The following is a 21,871-nucleotide window of genomic DNA, read 5'->3' as shown; positions in this document are numbered from 1 at the left end:
CCTTTTTAATCCAATTATGGCACCTACCACTTTAACATCAGACAACACTGGCGTTGTAATATTGGCCGGTGGCGAAAATCGACGTATGGGCGGGCAAGCAAAAATATTTTTGCCCTTGGGCGAAAGCAGCCTCCTTCAACACACTCTGGCTTGCATTCACGGTTGCACAGGTAGGGTCGCGTTAAGCTATAACGACCAGCCTCCATCAGCTCTCCAACAAAATTTACCCGTTATCAAAGATCAGTCCTGCGAACGGCAAGGGCCCCTCGCGGGACTGATAAGCGGGCTAATATGGCTAAAAGAAAACCACGCAAGCTGTCAGTGGCTGATAACCCTGCCGGGAGATACGCCTTTCCTGCCTACAGACCTAGTACAACAGTTTTGCTCAGCGGCAAATGCCGAACAAGAAACCGTTCACTATATTCAGTGGCAACAGCGGAATCATTATCTGACCGCTATTTGGCCTGTCAACAGTTTAGCGACCCTGCAGTCCTATTTTGATAGCGGCAAAAGGTCGGCAAAGGGCCTGCTCAAACAACTCAAGGCTAAACCTCTTATTTTAACGGAGCAGGAAGTAGAGGCGCCCAGCAAGCTGATACCGCACCTGTTTTTGAACATCAATACGCCCGAAGACTATCAAAACGCAAAAAACACTTTTAAGGGTTTAAGCTCAAAATGAAATCCAAGGGCTTTTTCCTGGCATTAATTGCCATTTCCGCTATTGGCGCAAGTTCCAATACGCTTAGCTGCCAGGAGCAGGCAAAAACAGCATTAGAAGAGGTTCTTTGTAAGCTAAAGACCCGCGGCAAGGGTGCTCAGCTGCCACCATTAAATGAGTTCCGCAAAAACTCCGAGAATATCCAACGGCTTTTACTCAAAACGCCAGCGCGAAAAGCCGGGCTATCTCTTCCGCCAGCCGCCCCCAAAAAATCAGCGACAGCGCCAATCAAACCCGTTAACAAGCCGTCCCAACGAATAAAACAGGAGCAAAGCACTTCCCTAGATAACTGTAAATTACAAAAGCAGTGGATCATTTGTCGTACGAATCACTATCAATTGCAAACCAACCGCCAAAACCAGGAGCTGAACACCACGGTGTTCAGCCAATCGAACAGCCTGAACCTAGCAAGCCGCGATCACCCGCGTTTTTCAGGCCAAAGTGATTTGCACTACCTTAGTCTTACATACCCTCTTTATTTGGACAAAATGCTATCCATTGGCTTGGGTGACTCAACCATGTCGTTTACGCGTTATGCAGCAACTTATCGAGAGATTATTCAGCAGGGAGAAAGTTTTGAGCTGCGCTTCGGTATGATGTTTGAGCATTTAAAGAATGAAAAAGCCAACAACAGCATCAAACGGCGTTACGACAGCACTCTGCCATCAACCATTCAGCAATGTATGCGGGCCAACGCGGATTTAATAGTGTGTGACAATGTAAAAAGAAACTGGCTATACCGGCGAGAACCATAGCCCTGATATAGAAACGGGAGCTGAGCTCCCGTTAAATTCGCTTATTGAGGAATCAGTCGGAAGCGCTGAAAATCGGCTCCTGTATTAATAGCAGTTTTAACCGTTCCGTCAACATCATCACTACCCGAAAGCACGTATCGCCGCCCCCAATCGCCCTTATTGATAAAGATCACTTCATCTTCGTCGTGGCGCATCAGCCAGCGCATATAAAATCCGTTTTCTGGATTAATAATACGCGTAAAGTCTTCCTCGGGATTCATTGTTACTGCAAATATAGACAGTGATCCAACGAAAGATGGAGAAGCAGGTACCAGCACTCGCTTATCGTCATCTGCAGGAACTATTCTTACATAACCCTCTTCGGCTTGAACCAATCTCCAGAGTTGCGCGCTAACAGAAGTATCACATGCACGCATATAGATCAGCGGTAATGTCGGGCGCAACGTAGTATCCACCTCCTCCACCAGAGGGTATGGGCGCTCCTCTTCGAGGCAAAGCGGATTCTCCGTTCCAGCCTGCAGCTGGAATGCGGGGGTTTGAAACGAATCGTCGATACCTTGGCCGGTATAACTCACGTCAACAGCATCTTTACGGAAGTTATCTGCAACACGCACGGTATGTTCGCCCAGACTGTTTGCCAGCGCTATTTCTGCGCCACCGAGATCACTAATATTCTGGTAGAAATCGATGATGTCACTACCGGAGCTATCGGTCACCCAATCCCGTTCTACATCTTTAACCACCAAGAGGTGATGTAAGTGGCTGGCAGACGTATTAATCACGTCGTTATGGCTTATCTCAGCACTCAAGCCTTTAACAACAATCAAAGCGCCCTCTTCCTCGCTGCCAGTACTGCTACCGTCGAGGATATTGTACTTCACCTCTGTTTGCTGCGTACCTTCCTTAATATCTACAGCTTCAGCGAGCACACCGGGGCCAATAAGATTGTTGTGAATTCGGTTTTCGTAATCCTTCTCGTCCAAAGTACCACTTGGAGCCGCACTCCAATCATCTGCACTGGAACCAACGACAATGGCTTCCCCGAAAGCTTCCACATTTTCCCGTGGCGAGAGCCCAGTATGGGAGATATGGTTGCGGCGAATTGTATTATTCGAGCTACCGTTGCGAAGCAGTACCCCACGCTCATTAACATGGTGAACACTCAAGCCTTCAATTGTATTGTGACTGGCTCTATCCAAAACCACGCCATTACGACCACCAGTAATCTCCAGGCTATTAACAACCCAGTAATTGCCGTCGAGACGAAGTACGTCTTTTGTCCCATCGCTACCGGTCAAAACAGGGAAGGCCCCTGTCACGGCTCCACGAAGCGTTATGGGGTGATCAGCCGTACCACTTTGGGCACTATAGAAATACGCATCTACATGGCCGCTAGTCTCCAAAGAGGCAACACCTTCATGAGTTATCGGCAGTACAAAAATTTCGTCGTTGGGCTCGGCATTTAACAGTGCGGTCTGCAGCTCCTCTACCGTTTCTGCCGTAACCCAATTGGTATCCCTTCGAGACAGGCTCAGGCCGTAGTACTTAATAGTCGTGCCATCACTTGCTGTTACTTCAATTACGCGGTTAAGCTCGCTTTCTGCTGCAAGAGCAATATCCAGAGGAGTGCCTGCCGCAAGCGTAACGGCATCAGTAATACCGGTATAAACATCATCGTCATCATATTCCGGAGTACCGACTCGCATGGTAGCCCCCGTAACCGAGGGGGTCGCGTTAAGAAGCACACTGGTAACATCGTTATTGTAAGCCCCTTGATAAAAATCAGTCAGGCAGCCGAAACCACGGGTTAAGTCGGCATTAACAAGCTCCATTGAATCCAGTGTTGCATCTGCGGCCAGTTGCTCTGCGGTAGCTTCCGTTCGCGTAATAGTAATGCGGTAGGTTTCGGTAGATTCGTTATCTTCTGCCGTTGAGACAAGCTCAACTAGGTTATCCCCTTCCTCTACATCCAGAGGTATAGGAGTCATATGGAGAGCAGAATGGCCATTAATCTCTACCGAGGCATAGCGCGAATTTGTGCGGGCTCCCACGGTAAGCATGCAACCGCTATAAGGAACCGTTGCGGCATAATCTCTAACAGCTGCATCAAACGTTGGCGTTAAGGTGAGAACGCGAGTTCCCTCGCCAGAAGTAACAAAACCCTCATTACTGACGAACAAACCAAGCAATTTCGCATCGCTATTTAAGCGATGAGCATTCACGGTGTATATCAGAAATGTTCCAGTTTCTGGAGAGTAAAGGCGAAACTCAATTATGTTGTCGCCGTTATGTAAACTTTTGGTATCGACTTCACCCGCTTCAATAATATTTGCTTCACCCGCGGAGGTATAAAGATTATTACCATTTTCGTCGAGTAACGGATTGCCATTATCATCCAACTGCAGTTCTTTTTTTGCGATCAGTAACTGTACATTTTCGTCCGCTGGAGCAGCAGTGATATCAACCCCCGCCACGTCACTCTCGAGCATTAGTGAGTATATACCGGTGTAATCCGGATCAAACTCAGGAACCAAAGTGCCAGTACTGAAACCGAGCTGTGACAAACGCAAATCCGTATAATTTGCGTAATCAGTCACAGGACCTTTTTTTCGGCCGCTATCGTCACCGCAACCTTGCAATAAGGTCAAAGAAATAATGGAGAAGAATATAAAGAAGAAGGATTTACTACGTAACATTCGTTGAATTAACCCAAAAGTAAGCATTTGGAATAGGAAATAAAACACCCGTTTTTGTTCCACTCGTTGTTATTTTTAATGGCGTAAAGGCCACAAAAGCAGGGCCAACACGGTACTAGTATTCGCTCTTTTAGTAAAGTAGAGACTTGTAACCCGTGCCCGCCTCCGACAATTGCCTTTACACCGTTCCGATTTGACCTCTCCCGGCTAATAAGTTCCTCCCCAGAAGACAATTATTTTCTTATACGAATCAACGAGTTACAGCTGCCACATTTCGCCATAATTGGGCAGGATTGATCACCGTGAAAGCGTGAACTGTGTCCACAGTCGCTCAGCCATCATTGATACATTGAATACAAACTGGTCACTTTTGCTGTGTGCCAGGCTTAATTTTTAATTTTTAACCACAGATGGTGGAATGCATTATGGCTATAGATACACCGCTCGCCTTAAATAGTTGGGGCTCATTCCTGGTATTACTGATCGGCGGTACGATTATTTTGTACCTCGCTCGCGAACCAGCTCACCGCGCGCTCCATGCCGTGTTTCACGGCTTATACGGCGGCTTTAGACTAGCGGCAAAAGCACTGCAGAAAACCTGCTCTTCTGTTGCCGCTCGCAATCGCGATGTACTCTTGTGTCAGGGACGCGAACAAGCAGAGCGCGACCTAGAAAAGGAATTCTTTGAAATCAACAAATTTGTGCAGCACGACCTGGGCGGATATCCACAACTACAACGCCGCATTCAAGAACAGGTTGCCCAAATACAAGACGACTACGAATGCAGCCGCGAAGCTCCTGTCTCAGAACCTGATTGGCTGGAGGCCGTGGAATCCATTGCCAAGCTGAAAGGTGGCGACAAGGCAACAGCTGTAGGCGGCAAGATTCTTGAGCAGATCCACTCCTCCGCGGAACAACAACACAAAGAAAATCTAGCAGCCTACCGAAAAGAGTCCGGCACACGCCATCGTATCCTTAAAACCATGACCCCCTTCTGGCGCAAGCTGGCCTACAGCGTCGACGAGGTTGGAGACAGACTGAAAGAAATCATCACCCGCAGCCAGCATATCGACACTCATATGGCTCGTTTTAACGACATCATTGCAGGCACCGACAGGGCCGAGCGTGCCCTGAAAGCCTCTGCAATCACACAGTTTTTAATCGCTTCACTGGTCATTGCTATTGCCGTTGGCGGAGCATTTTTCAACTTTCACCTTATTGCCTTACCTATGTCGGAAATGGTCGGATCGGTTGAAAGAGTGGGAGGAGTAAAGGTCGCCAACCTTGCTGCACTGGTGATTATTTGCCTGGAGGTGACTGCAGGTATATTTCTGCTGGAAAGCCTGCGTATAACCAAGCTGTTTCCACTTATCGGTTCGATGGATGATCGTATCCGCCGCACCATTATGATCACCGCGGCCATCGTACTGGTGGTACTCGCCTCTACTGAATCTGCTCTCGCTTTTATGCGCGACCAGATTGCTGGAGATCTCGCCAGCCTACGTGCATCCCTTGCAGGCGTGGAATCAGATGCAGCAGCTACCACGCCAACAATCAGCCAATGGATCCCCCTGGCCGCCAATATGATCCTGGGCTTTATTCTACCGCTGGCCCTCACTATGGTTGCCATTCCTCTGGAATACCTACTACAAACGGGCCGCAACGTGATTGGGAGCTTACTCGAAATTCTGCTAAGTGTACTAGCCACCCTACTACGAATACTCGCCAATATTATGCGTCAGTTGGGAAGAATGGTTATCAGCTTTTACGATCTCTTAATTGCCGCTCCGCTGTGGATCGAAAGCCAGGTTCGCCGCCGCAAAACGACCATAAAAAACGACTACGACCCCGTGGCTGAGTTCACAACAACGCAAGACCAATAAAAGAAGATTTACCATGCAATTTAACAGAACCACCAACATGATAGGGGCCACGGTATTGGCCGTAATGCTATCTCTCACCGGCTGTGGAGACCCCCAACCCGAGGGGCACTACGCTCGAGGTATTTACCTACTTCTGGATACCTCTGGCACCTATACCAAGGAGCTGAACAAGGCGCAGCAACTTATCAACTATATGTTGGCCATGCTGGAGCCCGGCGACACCTTCGCTGTGGCCCGTATCGACAGCAGCAGTTTTAGTGAACAAGATATCGTTGCCAAGGTTGTGCTGGACCCACGCCCATCCATTGCCAACAAGCAAAAACGGGGCTTTGCTTTGCAGGTAGAACAATTTGTTAAATCGGTAAAAAGTAGCGCTTATACCGATATCTCCGGCGGACTACTGCAAGGAGTTGAATATTTGAACGAAGCTAAAGTTGGCAGCAAAACCATCATGATCTATTCGGACCTGAAGGAAGAGTTACCCGACGGCTATGTGCGCAATTTCGATCTGGTATTGGATGGTTTTACCGTTCAAGCCCTAAATGTCACAAAACTCCGTGCAGACAATCAAAACCCTCAGGAATATTTAGACCGACTCAGTCAGTGGAGTGACCGTGTTACGAATGGCGGTGGAAGCTGGCTGGTGATAAATGATCTGGATAAACCTGAAGCGCTGTCACTGTAATTTCACCTAAGATTTACGCGTCACTGGTAGAATCCTGTTCGTGAACCACACTCCTCTCACCTGGAGTGTCTTCGCGAACATGATTGCTTGGGGGAGCTTCGCTCCCCTTTTTTTCCTTCCTTTAGCTAAACGCCAGCCTAAATTGAGGCAGCAACTCAAAAAACCTCCTCTATCATCGATGCCAGCACCTAAAACCACGTCCGAAACCTAATATGAATAGGCGAAAGTACGCCAAGTAAAGCCTAGGTAATGGTGGTACCTCCGGCACCACTCATCATTTACTTTTACATATGCCGCTCAATAACGCCTCGACAATAGAGATCACAACTTCTCAGTTCTCTGCAGATAGGCGTCAGGTGTAATGGGGATGGAGCTGAAAATTAACGCTTGCGAACTTAGCGTATTTCAGCACGAAAGGGTTGCAACCAACATAGACTAGCGACACCAACAACGGTTTTTATTGAAATTCGCGAACTTTATCGAGACAAGGGTGACTGCGTTGAACTGTGGCCTTTTTTCAAGGGCTAATACTGAATACACCGATCAGGTAATTGTTACCCATATAAAAAAACCCCGGAGGAAGACCGGGGCTAGATAAACAATCGAGAACCGTTCGATTACGGCCTCTTCATCACACGAATAGGAATTCCCTTTCCCTACAACATGGAGCTGTTGTTAGAATGTGTAACGAGCACCCACTTGGTAACGAGAACCCAAGTCTTCCACATAGCGGGTCATCCTATCGGAACGCTGGTACCAACGGACATTTTCCCCGGTAATATTCAGCGCTTCGACAAACACATTAAAGCTATCGTTGATATCATAGGAAGCGTTCAAATCCCACTGTGCATATTCATCCACATAAACCGGGTTTCTGGAGCCACCCTGATTGGTTTGTCGCAAGAAGCTATCACGCCAGTTGTAAGCGAGACGTGCCTGGAAACCATACTTCTCATAAATCCCAACAATATTCATTGTGTCACTCAAACCGAGTAAGGCAAATTGCTCTTCCGATGGCGAGGCCAAATCGTCAAAGCTAACATCACCATTTACGATAGTGTAGTTAGCCTGTAAACCAAACCCTGAATCACCAAAGAAGTGCTGAACGGCCAATTCAGAGCCGTAAATTTTAGCTTCTTTATTATTGGTTGGGAAAGCAGTTAACCACTCAGCTTCAGAATCAGCATTAAAGTCTGGATGCTCATCATCCGTCATCAAACCGTTGACATCATAAGGCCCCTCTACCCAGTTCATGAAAATAACTTCCTGAGGTATAAGGTCATTGGGATCATCAGGGTTCGCAGGATTCTGCACCATTACAGCATCACCATTTTCATCAACAGGTGTAAATGTAACGTCGTTGTTGGGATCGAAAAATGCCGCGTTTCCACATTGCAATTGAAGGTCTTCTATTTCTGGAAGACTATAATCACCCATATACTCGTCGGTATAGGTCAAACAAACCGCTTGAGCAAACAACTGATCGGCGTTAGGGTCAGCGTACCCCATAGTTTCAAGGTCAGCCCTCGCTTGATCCATACGTGGCCCCGTACTAGCGTCCACCATGCCGTAATGAGTCTCGACGATTTGGCCGGTACCTACAAAATTGTTTACGCGCTTCTCAAAAAAACCAATAGAGGCGTAACTACCTTCCTGGTAATACCATTCCAGCGACAGATCCAAGTTATCGGAATCAAGGGGCAAAAGCTCCGGGTTATTACGATTAGCCGTTGGCTGTGCACCGGCGAATCCGGTCGGGTCGGTCTGCTGGAAGTTACTAGCTCCCGCAAATAGGTTTCCATAGTTCGCGCGGGCAATGGTGTTACTGAAAGAGAAACGGCCAACAAGATTATCCAACAGCTCGATATCGAAATCGAAGCTTGGCAGCATATTGCTATACGAATTATCTATAGTAATAGGGATTTTATCCCCTTCCGCATAGTGGGTGACCTGGAAGTCGTTATTGCCTTGCCAGACTCGATATTCTGGACGACGCAACATAGACGTGGAAGTCAGATCTGTTTCTTCGTAGCGTAAACCTGCAAGCACATGGAATGGTCGATCGGCCAACTCGCCCTCTAGAGCAACCTGGAAGAACAGTCCTGTGACGTCTTCTCCTACCCGGTTATCCTGACTGAAATTACGTTCAATTTCACAGACCCAACCTTGATCATCCGTTGTGCCACCAACGCCGTACATCGCTTCCGTTTGGCGACAAAGGTCAGCTACCGAGTTAGCTCGTATTCCCGACTGGAAAGAACCATCCATATCGTAGTCATCATACTGGTCGGCAAAGTTGAACGTAGAAAAGGTTCCTTCGTCAAATTCGCCAGGATAGGTGACATTCCAATTACCTAGACCGACTTGTCGATTCGAAGCCTGCTGCAGCATGTCGATTTCAGTTCTGGAAAAACCAAAATCAAAATGGCCATTATCAAATTCCCAAGTGCCATCCATCTTAAACTGGGTAATGTCCATAGTTTGTGCAGCGTAGGCTACCCGGCCTTGTGCACTACCCACGTCATCTTCATCCAGGTAGCCATTGCCATTGGTATTCGCATCATCAATGGTAAAGCTGCCAACGGGCATATCACCACTGAAGTCATACGTGAATGAACTAGATACAGGCACGCCGAGACTAATCGCTAGCTCACCACTGTCGCCAATACCGGCAGGCATGCTTTCCATGGAGGAGTCATGCACATCGAAATTCAGAGTCAAACTTTCCGTTGCCTGCCAATCAACATTAAAACCAATCGAGTCAAGCGTATTCGTTTGCTCACGGAGCTGCTGTTCATAGCCAACATCTTTATTACCGTTCTGGACTTCATGTATGTAAATTGGGGTGGCGACAGCGCTATCGTCAAAGGTTACTGCATCGATAGAGTCACCGTTATTCAACCACATAGTCCACTCTCCGCGGTGCTCCCACAGATCGTTTTCGGCAAAGGTATAATCGAGCGTTGTTACTACGGTATCACTGGGAGCCCACTGCAAGGTTAACTGTGCATTGACACGCTCGCGCTCTTTGTCCGAGTATGCCCAGCGGAAATCATTTGGCCGACCGAACAACTGGCCATTCTCCGGTGGATTCGTGATTATTACGTCGTCGGTAAAAGAGTACAGAGGTATATTTTCTGAATCCCACTCAGCGATATTCCAGTTGTTTGCTTGCGCGCCAGCAGTACCGGAATGCCGCACCTGATAGCTACCGGATAATGCGGCACCAAAGGTTCCATCACTCCAACTTACCAAGCCTGATAGCTCAGGAGTAAGATCGTCTCCAATACGGGTCGTTGTGTCATGTACAGCTTTACCAGCAATAGTTACCGCCATACCTTCTTTGTCTAACGGACGAGAGGTAGTAATGTTAACTGTCGCACCGATACCTCCAGAAGAAACACTTGCGCGGCCGGTTTTATATACCTGCACGCCGTTAACACTCTCGGAAGCCAAGTTAGCAAAATCGAATGCACGCGTTGCACCACCGGTAGTTCCCCCTGCACCGCTACCACCGCCGAAGGTGGAACCTGCGGGCATTGTACGGCCATTCAACGTCACCATATTGTTTGCGGGTCCGAAACCACGCACCGTAATTTGTGAACCTTCACCGTTTACACGATCAATAGAAACACCGGTTATGCGTTGTAAGGATTCTGCCAAGTTGGTATCTGGGAACTTACCGATATCTTCAGAGGAAATAGCGTCAACAACACCTGACGACTCCCTTTTTACATCCATCGAGGCTTCCAAACTAGCACGAATACCAGTAACAAATACTTCTTCAATATTTTCTTCCTGCGCCAATGCCGGCATCACAGCCAAAGCTGAAACCGCTCCCATGATTGCGCTAGATAGCTTGTTAAGTTTAAACATAATATCTCCTACCTCTTTAAAGAGTTGATTATTGGATATGCTTTATTATTACTTTTTTATAACGACTTCTATTTCCCTGGAAGGCTGATAAATACATCTATTTTTATAATTATTTTTCAACTTTTCACTTCAACAAAACATTACCCACTGACACTTATTATTATTATAATTACAATACAACGCTTACCTATTGCGCAAAACGAACCGAACCAAAACAGCCAAGCATTTATACGCGACACAGCACGCTAATTAGTATTTCAGGTGATCTTATAGTAAATATGAACACAAGCATCAGTAGACAAATTAAATACTGACGCACACTCCCATTCAGTCGATTTATACGGCCCCAAAACCCGAATTAAAAACAAACAAAACGCGCAACATATAGACGTGCAAAAACCCCAACCCAAAAATCAGACGAAAAAACATTCGCAAATCATATTCATATGTAAATGTTTTTTATTTATAGTTTTTGCATGTAAAAATGACCACTTATATGATCAAGTGAAACGCTAACCGACCATAAGTTTGAAATATAAACCGAGGAGTCTTAGAGCTGAACGAAATAAAAGAAGAGGGGAGCAAAAGAAATCAGAGGAAATAACGAGAAAGACACCCCTAAAGAATCACCATAAAAGAGACGTTTACAATAATTCGCGGATACAGCTTCAATTAACTAGACGGCATACCCACTCGCCGAATGGAGGCAACAATAAAAACTAAAACAACGCCGACCATCACACCAATTAATAGGTTGAATAGAACCGACACCACGCCCGGAAAAGAAAATGAGTCATAGGCTATAAGATGGTGTAGCCACGGTATACCATGAACGAAAATTCCGCCGCCAACTAAAAACATCGCCACTGTACCAACAACCGAGAGTCCCTTCATTAACCAAGGGCAAAACGCCAGTACCGCATAGCCAATAGCGTACTTAAGTCTAGCCCACAGGGAGACGCGCTCACCCCGCATCAAAAGCAGTGCCATATCATCAAGCTTTACAATCAATGCGACAAAGCCATAAACCCCCAATGTCATAACAAGCGCAATAACACTCACCACAGCAACCTGTTGCCCCAGTGACGCATCGCTAACGGTCCCTAGCGCAATAACAATAATTTCAGCTGATAAAATAAAATCCGTACGGATTGCTCCTTTGATTTTGTTTTTCTCAAAGGCCTTAAAATCCATAGACGGATCAAGCAACGCATTGCGAAGCTCGGCTTTTTCAGTGTGATTATGGGTAAAGCTGTGCCACACTTTCTCCGCACCCTCAAAGCAAAGGTACAAGCCGCCGATTATCAATAGATAGACCACCAGCCAAGGGGAAAAAGCACTAATAGCCAAAGCTGCCGGAACCAATATCAGCTTATTGACCATAGAACCTTTAAACACTGCCCAAACCACTGGCAGCTCTCGCTCAGCTCGCACGCCACTGACTTGCTCTGCGTTAAGAGCCAAATCATCTCCAAGCACACCCGCCGTTTTCTTTGCCGCAACTTTGGTTAATATACTGACATCGTCGAGCACTGTTGCTATATCGTCCAACAATGCCAATAAACTTGCACCAGCCATACTTCACCCTAAAAGTCTATTTTGATGATAACGCAATAGTTTCGATATTTTCGCCGACTCACAAGCCTCAATGTCGAAGGGTAGCCCGCGCATTTCCTGGAGATTCCACAAAGCTTATACACTGTGACAACATAATATCTATACTAACCAAGGCTATGCGCGCTTACAAAAATCGACGAACTCCTCGACAGGTAAAGGCTTACTAAACAAATACCCCTGAAAAGCATCGCAACTCACGTTTTCCAAGAAAACTCTTTGAGCTTCATTTTCAACACCTTCAGCAATCACTTTCAAGCCTAAGTTATGCCCCAGAGCAACAATTGTTTTCGCGATAACGGCGTCATTCTGATCCGTCTCCAAGTCTTTAACAAAAGAACCATCTATTTTCAGTTCATCCAATGGCAACTGTTTCAAATAAGCTAAAGAAGAATACCCTGTACCGAAATCATCTAGAGAAAACGTGACTCCCATTTTTTTAAGAGCACTCATTTTTTTCACGACATCATGAAAGTCGTCCACCAATACAGATTCCGTTAACTCCAACCTCAACCTATTCGCCTGAGTTCCTTTTTCCTCGATCACATTCTGTAACTCGCTGACAAAATCTCGCTGCATAAACTGCACGGTACTGATATTTACGGATACAGATAGTTTTGCCAAAACTGTATCAGAGGCCCAAGTAACGAGCTGCTCACAAGCAGCCTCTACGACCCACCGACCCACCGACCCACCGCAATTATCATCCCTGTCTCTTCTGCGATCGGAATAAAAATACTCGGGGGAATCATACCATGCTTGGGGTGTTTCCAACGCAGCAAAGCTTCCGCACCCATATTCTTTCCTTTCGCGTCCTTCTGAATCTGAAAATGCAGTGAAAAATCGCCATTATCCAGCCCCTTCTGAATACTCTGTTCCAATTCTATTCGCGTCGCAGCAGAAGCCTGCATCACCGGATCAAAAAACCTTGTATTATTTCTACCCGCAGATTTAGCTTGATACATAGCGCTATCGGCTTTCTTTAGCAATTCTTCTGAGGACTCTGAATCACCTTTAAACACAACAATTCCCAAACTCGCAGAGGTATGATAATGGTGGTCACCAAGATCATACCCCTTGCGCATTTGTTCCATAATTTTATGGGCCACATGCTCCGCTTGCGCAGCAGCTTCAGTATTATTAATACTCAAAGCATCCAACAGGATAATAAATTCATCCCCTCCAAACCTGGCAACACTGTCACCTTCCCGCAGGCAAGTTTTTAATCGCTTCGCTGCTGTAACAAGCAGCACATCGCCTTTATGATGCCCCAAGCTGTCATTCAATTTTTTGAAGTGGTCAAGATCGAGAAATATTAAAGCGCAGTGACGCCCCCGGCGAGACGACTTCAACCTAGACTGATTTAACCTATCACTCAACAATCGCCTATTAGGTAAATCGGTTAACGGATCATAAAAAGCGAGCCGGTTTATTTTTTCTTCATCCTGTATTTTCTTTGTATTATCGCGCACAACAAAAACCAGAACGTTCTCGCTAAACGTTTCAACTGTGGAAACAGACAGCTCCACCGGAAAACTGACTCCCCCCTTTCTGTAACCAACCGTCTCAAACGAAATACTCTCATTTGTTAGATACGGCTTAAGGTCTGCATGGCCATTTTTGATCGAGATAAATTTTTCTATTTCAGGAAGAAGTATGGCAATACTGTTTTGAGAGATCTCGTTTAGCTCGTAACAGAAATCCCGTTTAGCAGCTGCATTAAACGTTTTAATCTGTCCAAACTTATCGGTAGTTATAACACTCTCTACCATGTTTTCCATAATAATCTGGCTGTATTGCGCAACCTCAAGAATCTTGTGTTCTGCTTTATGCTTGTACAACGCCATAGATATAACCGTATACAGCTCCCTACTGGAAAACGGTTTTAAAATATAGCCATAGGGCTCTGTGAGCTTAGCTCGTGAAATTACCTCGTCTGCAGAGTAAGCGGTTAAAAAAACAACAGGGATAGAGAATTTGTTTTTGATCAACTGCGCAACATCAATTCCATCCATAGAACCATGTATTTGAATATCCATCAGAATAAGATCAGGCCGCAATTCCTGTGCCGCAGTAAGCGCGTCCTCCCCGCTTGCGACCCGCGCCAAGACATTATAGCCAGCAAGACTTAGTTGCTGTTCGATATCTCGAGCAACTACCGCTTCATCCTCAACGATTAGTATATTAGCCAACTCTTTTTGCATACAACTCATCCATTTCCAAGCCACTCCCAGCGTGCCTGGTTCGCCTTTCCCATCTCCATATACCTTTCTTCAATACGCACCTTTAACGCTTACCAATATAACCAATTGCAATATGCGCTTGTACTATATCGCACGTCCTACAGCCCCGTTTACAGGCGCAACAACACTATGCGTCAAGTGATATTTAAACTCAAACAAAAACACAAACAAAAACAAAAACAAAAACACGCTTAACCGGGAAGCGAAAATAGACACGATATATAACCAGAATAAAACCGTGACACCGATCGATGTGGTTCACTTTCGATACTATACCGCCAGCTCAGAAGTACCTCACCCGCGGACAAAAGTATACGAGCACAAACTTGCCGTTCTTTGGGGTAGTGCAACGAAACTACATTTTCCCTACACATTTTCCAGCTAACCACGGCAGGGCGAAGCTACCCGTTGACTTCCGCAATCGATAAAGATACAGACGCATATAATCAAGACGGGAAAAGTGGCTGACATACCATCATTTCGACCGTTTACGCGATCTAAAATGCCCTCGCTAGACGATCATCTGGCACAGATTAATCTGCGCTGCTTTTGGATTGGTCTGAGCGGGCATTACACGACATTCCCAGCTATTGAAAAGGGGGGTCGCTCTTACTGTTTTTATTTTATATATCCGAATACAGTCCCAAAAAAACCGAAATTTAGAAGGTAGACAACTGCGGATATTTTCTCACTATCGCCCACAAACTTAAGTTCTCCCCAGTGCATTTTCGAGTAACACCTCCCCTCGCATAAGCCATAGACCCCAACAAAAAATTTTCGTCGAAAACCCACTAGCTGAAAAAAAATTTCCTGTCCCTAACGCTGGCGAAAACGTCACTTGCCATACTCTCGAAAAATCACAACACCCTAAAGCGTTGACGCCTCTAGACCTAAACTAACAACCAGCAGGATTATGCTCTGCCGGTATTCCCAGCTCAACAATATCAAAATTGTGGCCGCAACCAACACTCCCCATAATGAATTTTAGTACTCCCTCCCGCTATAAGTACGTTCGCATGAGCCTCCCGCACAAAAGCCCAACCAAAGTATTATCTTAAAACCAGTTTGTTTTAACTCCCACGTTTAGTTGTTCATTTTATTTTAACTGGTTAGTTTAAATTTTTGATCTGGGTCTGGACTATCCTATGTCGGCGGCGTCTAATGTGCTTCGCAAAAAAATAAAAATATGCAACTTCTCGGCGTAACGGTCTTTAGACAACCAACCAACAATAAAAATAACATCCCAGCACCGAAAGCGTACACATCACTATCCCTATTTTTATTTTTAGCCACTGAAAATGACAACTCATTAAGCACTTGCGGAAGCTGTGTTGTATCTGTACCTGCTGAAATAAGCCTATTAGACCAAATGCTAAGATTTGTTTCTAACCTATGGAGAGCAAGAAAATGATAAAAAAATTGTGTCTCGCAACCAGCATTGCAGCGTTTACACTCGCCAGTAGCGGTGCTAACGCGCAATCCAGCTTTGCTTACGGCGAAGCCTTACAAAAATCCCTTTACTTCTATGAGGCCCAACAGGCCGGACCACTGCCCGAGTGGAACCGTGTCGCTTGGCGCAGCGACTCAGTACCCGACGATGGTGCCGATGTGGGGCTCGACCTTCGCGGTGGCTGGTTCGATGCCGGTGACCACGTAAAGTTTGGATTCCCCATGGCCGCGACCGTCACCATGGTTGCCTGGGGTGGTGTTGACTATGCAAACGCTTACGAGCAGTCAGGCCAAATGGTTCACTTGCGCAACAATCTTCGCTTTGTAAACGATTACTTTATTAATGCTCACCCATCCGCCAATACTTTTTATGGCCAGGTAGGCGATGGTAGTGCAGACCACACATTCTGGGGGCCCGCCGAAGTTTTACACTACAAAATCCCCGAGTCGCGCATATCAATGAAAATTGATGCCAGTTGCCCAGGTACGGACCTCGCTGCAGAAACAGCTGCTGCCATGGCCTCCTCTGCAATGATATTCCAGGATTCAGATTCAGCCTACGCTTCAACCCTGATTCAACACGCAAAAGAACTGTACAACTTTGCCGATTCCACCAAGGGAACAGATGGCAAAGATACCGCCTACTCCAATTGCATTACCGGCGCGCAAGGTTTTTACACCGCTACCGATGGCGTTTACTACGATGAACTAGCCTGGGGTGCGCTTTGGCTCTACCGTGCAACCGGTGACGAAACGTACCTCGTGAAAGCCAAGCAGTACTACACCCAAATGGGCACAGAAAATCAGTCTGAAACTCCGGTGTATAGCTGGTCTCAAGGCTGGAACGATAAAGCCTATGCGGTCTATGTAATGATGGCCGCATTAGACGGCGATGAGACTTACCACGCAGACGCTCAGCGCTACCTTGATCACTGGAGTGTTGGTGAAGGCTCTCGCACACCAAACGGCCTGATTTTGGTCGATTCCTGGGGTGTTAACCGCTACGCCGCGAACGCTGGCTACCTAGCCCTCTTCTACGCCGATCAACTGGGAAGCGGACACGCGCTGTATGATCGCTACCACAGCTTCGGCAAATACCAAATCGACCATATCCTAGGCGCCAACCCAGACAATCAGAGCTACGTTGTCGGTTTCGGTAACAACTACCCAACCAACGTTCACCACCGAGGTTCTCACGGTTCCTGGTCCGATAGTAGCAGCGTGCCAGAGCAGCAACGCCACATTTTGTATGGCGCTGTTGTTGGCGGCCCGCAGGGAGATACCGGCTATATAGAAGACCGCGGTGACTACGTGTTAAATGAGGTGGCCACAGACTACAACTCGGGCTTCACCAGTGCAGTTGCTGCGCTTTACGGCCAGTATGGCGGCGCACCTTTGGCAAACTTCCCTCCCGCTGAACCGGAATCTGTCGAATACTTGGTAGGTGCCAAGGTTAATTCTACCAGCAGTAAATACGTGGAAATCAAAGCCGTTGTTCAAAACCACAGCACTACTCCAGCAAAAGGCAACGATGATCTTTATCTGCGCTACTGGTACGATTTTTCTGAGCTCTTCGAAGCGGGTTTAAATGTAGGAGACATTATTGTCAGCTCCGGCTACAACCAGGGTTCTGGCATCACTGGCCCGGTTCAATGGAGTGGCGACGTTTACTACGTGCAGGTGGAGTTTTTCGATGATGTAATTTTCCCCGGCGGCCAATCCGAACACCGCCGCGAATCACAATTTCGCGTAGCTGTACCCGATACTGCAACAGGCGTAACCTGGGATGACACTAACGACCCCTCCTACGATGCCAGCTATACCGGCAGCGATGCAGACGCAACTTACGGTGTTGAAGCACCCAAAATTGCACTCTACGATGCCAACGGTCTTGTTTGGGGCGAAGAGCCAGAGCAAAACGGTTCTTCCAGTTCCAGCAGTAGCTCAAGCTCCTCTTCCAGCATCTCCTCTTCTAGCAGTAGCTCTAGTTCATCCTCCAGTGTTTCGTCTTCTAGCAGCAGCTCTAGTTCATCTTCCAGCGTTTCGTCTTCTAGCAGCAGCTCTAGTTCATCTTCCAGCGTTTCGTCTTCTAGCAGTAGTTCCAGCGAGGGAAGTTGCACCGAGATGTGTAAATGGTATCAGGATGACCCTCGTCCCTTGTGCAACAATCAAGACAGTGGCTGGGGATGGGAAGATTCACAAAGCTGCATTGGCATCACAACCTGTGAAAGCCAGAGTGGCGACGGTGGCGTAGTCTCGGTTTGTACCGGCACCTCATCTTCCAGCAGCAGCTCTTCGTTATCTAGCTCTAGCTCTAGCTCATCTAGTAGCATCTCTTCAAGCTCTAGCTCTTCCAGTAGCAGTTCTTCAAGCTCCAGTAGCTCGTCCTCCAGTACCAGCAGCACCCCCACGGGCGAAGTAAGCTGTGAAGTCAGCTATGTCAATAGTTGGGGCAGCGGCTATCAAATGGATATTTCTGTAAACAACAACAGCAACACCGCTGTCAACGGTTGGACAATTGAGCTGGACTTCGGCGAGACCGCAGAAGTCACCAACTCATGGAACGCAGATCTATCCACTTCAGGCAATATCGTGACGGCAAGCAACATTAGCTGGAACGGCAATATTGTCAGCGGCTCGACGGTATCTTTCGGTTTCCAGGGTAATTCTGACGGCAGCCTAAATACACCAAGTTGTACAGTAACCACCCCATAAATTAGCCCACACGCTAGCCATTCAAAACGCAGCCTCCCCAACAAGGAGGCTGCGTTTATCCTTGACCGAAAGGTCTTTTTTTGAGTCACCGATGTAACCGATTTAGCTGCCAGATGTAACGGCCACTCAACCATAATGAAAAGAGGAAACCCCATGAACAAATATTTTGTTAAAAAGTTATGCAAATGGGCGGGAACATCCGCTTTATTTGCAGCAACAACCATCACCACCAGCTTCGCATTTGCAGGATTTTCTGTAGAAGACGGCCTGCTGCTCGACAATTACGACACCCCTTTTATTATGCGCGGCGTAAACCACGCACATACCTGGTATGAAGATACCACCGAACAAGCGCTGGCCGATATTGCCAGCGTAAACGCCAACTCGGTACGCATTGTTTTAAGTAATGGCGCTCACGAAGAAGAATGGGGTCGCGACTCAGAGGAAACCGTATCCTCAATCATCGCACAGATGAAAGAGCTGCAAATGGTGTCCATAGTGGAAGTTCACGATTCCACAGGCTACCCGGAAAAGGCCGGCGCAGCCCATATGTCGACGGCTGTTGACTACTGGATTGACATTCAAAACGCGCTAAAAGGCGAAGAAGATTATGTGATAATTAACATCGCCAACGAGCCTTTCGGTAACGGTGTTGAAGCTCGCGACTGGGTAGACGCACACATTGATGCAATTACGCGCTTACGCGATGCAGGCTTCACCCACACCTTGATGGTCGATGCGGCCAACTGGGGTCAAGACTGGGAGGAAGCCATGCTGACTTATGCTCCCGAAGTATTCGCTTCCGACCCACTGAAAAACGTCGTTTTCAGTATTCACATGTACCAAATCTACAACAACCGTAATGTCATCGACAACTACCTACGCACCTTCGTTTACGACCATAAGCTACCACTAGTCATAGGAGAATTTGGTGCAGATCACGCGGGTGAAGAGGTGGACGAAGCCTCCATTTTAGAATTGGCTAACCAATACAACCTAGGCTACCTTGGCTGGTCCTGGTCCGGCAACAGCGGCGGTGTCGAATCGCTGGATATTACCATCGAATACGATGTAAACAACTTGTCTGAATGGGGTGATTTCCTTATCAACAGCGAGCATGGTCTTCGCGCAACAGCTCAAACCTGCTCCTGTTTTACTGGCGGCGCAGGCCCAATCTACCCACCACAATCCGTTCCGTTCTCTCAAACCACCCTTCAAGGAGTTGCCGTCGAAGTTGCATTACAGGGCAGTGATATTGATGGGGAACTGGTTGAGTCCACCATTACGTCCGCTCCAGCAAATGGCAACATAAGCGGCTCTGGTCCAGTGGTAACTTACACACCAGACAATGGGTTTTCTGGTATCGACCCATTCAACTACATTCTCATCGACGACGACGGAGCTGAATCGAGCGAAGCAACTGCCACAATGGTTGTAGCTTCAGCTGGTGGTACTAGCGGTAAACCCTACTGCTCGGTAGAATTTGTGCGCTACGAAGAGTGGGACGCAGGTTCTCACCTGCAATTGAATGTAACCAATAACAGCAGTGAAACAATTTCGGGCTACGACCTATCTTGGGTTATCGGTGAGAGTGAAGACTTAAGTGGCGGTTACAATGCCACCGGGTTCTCCGAGGAAGGAGACACCATTACTGCGCATCTGGATGCCGACCACTTCAACGGTACTCTTGCGCCTGGCAACACGGCCTCCATCGACTACCAAGTAAGTAAAGAGAGCGGCCCTGCTCAGCAGCCCTCTTATTACTTGCTTAACGAGTTAACTTGTTCAGATTCTGAATTCTCAGGTATAGGAGGCTCATCCTCAAGTAACTCTTCCAGTAGTTCTAGCTCCTCAAGCTCTTCCAGTAGTTCTAGCTCCTCAAGCTCTTCCAGTAGTTCTAGCTCCTCAAGCTCTTCCAGTAGTTCTAGCTCCTCAAGCTCTTCCAGTAGCTCTAGCTCCTCAAGCGAATCCTCGAGTAGCTCTGAAATTGGCCAGTGTATCGATATGTGTAAATGGTACCAGGACGACCCTCGCCCGCTATGTGAAAATCAAGATAGCGGCTGGGGTTACGAGAACAATGAAAGCTGTATTGGATTAAGCACCTGCCAAAGCCAGAGCGGAGACGGCGGTGTTATTGAGATTTGCACGGGTAATTCTTCCAGCTCTAGCAGTAGCTCCTCCAGCTCTAGCAGTAGCTCCTCCAGCTCTAGCAGCAGCTCCTCCAGCTCTAGCAGCAGCTCCTCCAGCTCTAGCAGCAGCTCCTCCAGCTCTAGCAGTTCATCTTCAAGCTCCAGTGCTGGCGGTATTAACTGTGAGGTTACCTATATCAACCAGTGGGCATCTGGGTATCAAATGAATGTCACGGTAACCAACGATTCCACCACAACGTCCAACGGGTGGACCATTGCATTAGACTTTGGAGAGGCTCCACAGGTGACCAACAGCTGGAATGCCGAGCTTGCCAGCGAAGGAAATGTAGTCACTGCATCCAGTATCGGTTGGAATGGCAACCTAAGTGCTGGCGGATCAACTAGCTTTGGCTTACAAGGAAATTCCGATGGAAATGTCACTACACCCATTTGTATTGGGCTATAAGTAGCTCGCTTTAGGCTCAATCGAAAAAGCCGCGGCATTAGTTCACTGCTGCGGCTTTATTATTTAACCGCGTCGACACAGAAGACATCCACTACACCCACAATACCCCTTTTTTTAATAAGTGATTCTACCAAAACTTCCCTGTAAAGCTTCTGCCAAACTCAATGCTGAGATATTCCGTATCACCATTAAATAACCCGCTTCCAACAAATACCACCCACATAAATACTCGACTCACACCCAAAATTAAGTATAAATCCGAGCATATCGCGAAAAGGCTTAGTGAATCACCTCAATAAAAGTAAAACTTTCTCACAAACCAACGTTTTTTTTAGTTTAAATATAAGCAACTTAAGTACACCTTTCGGAAGTAACACTTATAAAAAAGCAAAAACAACACTCAATAAAAAGCAAACTGGATTTTCAGTGCTAAATAGTCAAACAACACCATAAATTCAAGCGATCTCATGCAACTCTTTCGAAAACCAACAATTTGATTGGTTTGCACGTGCAGCAAAATACATACTTTTTTACGAAGGAACCCGTTACATACAAATGATCCAGCAGAATACGATTGTATACGGCAGGAGCACCGACCACCCAGCTAAGGTTTAACTTGTCGCAACCTTTTATTCAAAAGAG

Annotated in this window: 11 protein-coding genes; 6 read left to right on the top strand and 5 right to left on the bottom strand. The window is 46.9% G+C overall.

What is annotated here, in order from left to right:
- The first annotated feature begins 16 nt into the window (after nucleotides 1-16).
- Nucleotides 17-679 (top strand): molybdenum cofactor guanylyltransferase, encoded by a 663-nt coding sequence (locus H5715_RS03070; RefSeq protein WP_075186777.1) that lies wholly within the window; start codon nucleotides 17-19, stop codon nucleotides 677-679.
- Complete coding sequence (locus tag H5715_RS03065) at nucleotides 676-1,473, top strand: hypothetical protein (protein WP_075186776.1); 798 nt, start codon at nucleotides 676-678, stop codon at nucleotides 1,471-1,473. Before H5715_RS03070 ends, H5715_RS03065 begins: the two co-directional genes overlap by 4 nt.
- Nucleotides 1,474-1,514: 41 nt before the next feature.
- Here H5715_RS03065 and H5715_RS03060 read toward each other — a convergent pair whose 3' ends face one another.
- Nucleotides 1,515-4,169, bottom strand: coding sequence for a cadherin-like beta sandwich domain-containing protein (locus H5715_RS03060; protein WP_175574295.1), 2,655 nt, complete (start codon nucleotides 4,167-4,169; stop codon nucleotides 1,515-1,517).
- A 425-nt stretch (nucleotides 4,170-4,594) separates the two neighbouring features.
- Here H5715_RS03060 and H5715_RS03055 point away from each other — a divergent pair, with 425 nt between their 5' ends.
- Together H5715_RS03055 and H5715_RS03050 are read left to right on the top strand one after the other, a co-directional pair.
- Nucleotides 4,595-6,052 carry a hypothetical protein gene (locus tag H5715_RS03055; RefSeq protein ID WP_075186774.1) on the top strand — a complete coding sequence of 486 codons (1,458 nt, stop codon included), beginning with the start codon at nucleotides 4,595-4,597 and terminating at the stop codon, nucleotides 6,050-6,052.
- 64 nt (nucleotides 6,053-6,116) lie between these two features.
- Nucleotides 6,117-6,737 carry a hypothetical protein gene (locus H5715_RS03050; protein ID WP_083608142.1) on the top strand — a complete coding sequence of 207 codons (621 nt, stop codon included), beginning with the start codon at nucleotides 6,117-6,119 and terminating at the stop codon, nucleotides 6,735-6,737.
- A gap of 675 nt (nucleotides 6,738-7,412) precedes the next feature.
- Here H5715_RS03050 and H5715_RS03045 read toward each other — a convergent pair.
- The 4 genes from H5715_RS03045 to H5715_RS03035 form a co-directional block, all read right to left on the bottom strand.
- Nucleotides 7,413-10,613 carry a TonB-dependent receptor gene (locus tag H5715_RS03045; RefSeq protein ID WP_075186772.1) on the bottom strand — a complete coding sequence of 1,067 codons (3,201 nt, stop codon included), beginning with the start codon at nucleotides 10,611-10,613 and terminating at the stop codon, nucleotides 7,413-7,415.
- Nucleotides 10,614-11,285: 672 nt separating this feature from the next.
- Entirely contained in the window at nucleotides 11,286-12,191 is a 906-nt protein-coding gene (locus H5715_RS03040) for a DUF808 domain-containing protein (protein ID WP_075186771.1), read from the bottom strand.
- Between the two features lie 153 nt (nucleotides 12,192-12,344).
- Nucleotides 12,345-12,914, bottom strand: a complete 570-nt coding sequence (locus H5715_RS20360; protein WP_221892339.1) for an EAL domain-containing protein — start codon at nucleotides 12,912-12,914, stop codon at nucleotides 12,345-12,347.
- Nucleotides 12,896-14,431, bottom strand: a complete 1,536-nt coding sequence (locus H5715_RS03035; RefSeq protein WP_221892338.1) for a GGDEF domain-containing response regulator — start codon at nucleotides 14,429-14,431, stop codon at nucleotides 12,896-12,898. Before H5715_RS03035 ends, H5715_RS20360 begins: the two co-directional genes overlap by 19 nt.
- A 1,446-nt stretch (nucleotides 14,432-15,877) precedes the next feature.
- Here H5715_RS03035 and H5715_RS03030 point away from each other — a divergent pair.
- Together H5715_RS03030 and H5715_RS03025 are read left to right on the top strand one after the other, a co-directional pair.
- Entirely contained in the window at nucleotides 15,878-18,634 is a 2,757-nt protein-coding gene (locus H5715_RS03030; RefSeq protein WP_075186770.1) for a glycoside hydrolase family 9 protein, read from the top strand.
- A 153-nt stretch (nucleotides 18,635-18,787) separates the two neighbouring features.
- Entirely contained in the window at nucleotides 18,788-21,229 is a 2,442-nt protein-coding gene (locus H5715_RS03025) for a cellulase family glycosylhydrolase (RefSeq protein WP_185906588.1), read from the top strand.
- Nucleotides 21,230-21,871: the final 642 nt, after the last annotated feature.

This window comes from Teredinibacter haidensis (genome assembly GCF_014211975.1).
GTDB classification, from domain to species: domain Bacteria; phylum Pseudomonadota; class Gammaproteobacteria; order Pseudomonadales; family Cellvibrionaceae; genus Teredinibacter; species Teredinibacter haidensis.
This window is presented reverse-complemented; position numbering and strand designations above follow the sequence as displayed.

Excerpts from the sequence above, each read along its gene's own strand:
- H5715_RS03070 (WP_075186777.1), top strand. The coding sequence starts at position 17 with ATGGCACCTACCACTTTAACATCAGACAACACTGGCGTTGTAATATTG.
- H5715_RS03065 (WP_075186776.1), top strand. The coding sequence starts at position 676 with ATGAAATCCAAGGGCTTTTTCCTGGCATTAATTGCCATTTCCGCTATT.
- H5715_RS03060 (WP_175574295.1), bottom strand. The coding sequence starts at position 4,169 with ATGTTACGTAGTAAATCCTTCTTCTTTATATTCTTCTCCATTATTTCT.
- H5715_RS03055 (WP_075186774.1), top strand. The coding sequence starts at position 4,595 with ATGGCTATAGATACACCGCTCGCCTTAAATAGTTGGGGCTCATTCCTG.
- H5715_RS03050 (WP_083608142.1), top strand. The coding sequence starts at position 6,117 with ATGCTATCTCTCACCGGCTGTGGAGACCCCCAACCCGAGGGGCACTAC.
- H5715_RS03045 (WP_075186772.1), bottom strand. The coding sequence starts at position 10,613 with ATGTTTAAACTTAACAAGCTATCTAGCGCAATCATGGGAGCGGTTTCA.
- H5715_RS03040 (WP_075186771.1), bottom strand. The coding sequence starts at position 12,191 with ATGGCTGGTGCAAGTTTATTGGCATTGTTGGACGATATAGCAACAGTG.
- H5715_RS03035 (WP_221892338.1), bottom strand. The coding sequence starts at position 14,431 with ATGCAAAAAGAGTTGGCTAATATACTAATCGTTGAGGATGAAGCGGTA.
- H5715_RS03030 (WP_075186770.1), top strand. The coding sequence starts at position 15,878 with ATGATAAAAAAATTGTGTCTCGCAACCAGCATTGCAGCGTTTACACTC.
- H5715_RS03025 (WP_185906588.1), top strand. The coding sequence starts at position 18,788 with ATGAACAAATATTTTGTTAAAAAGTTATGCAAATGGGCGGGAACATCC.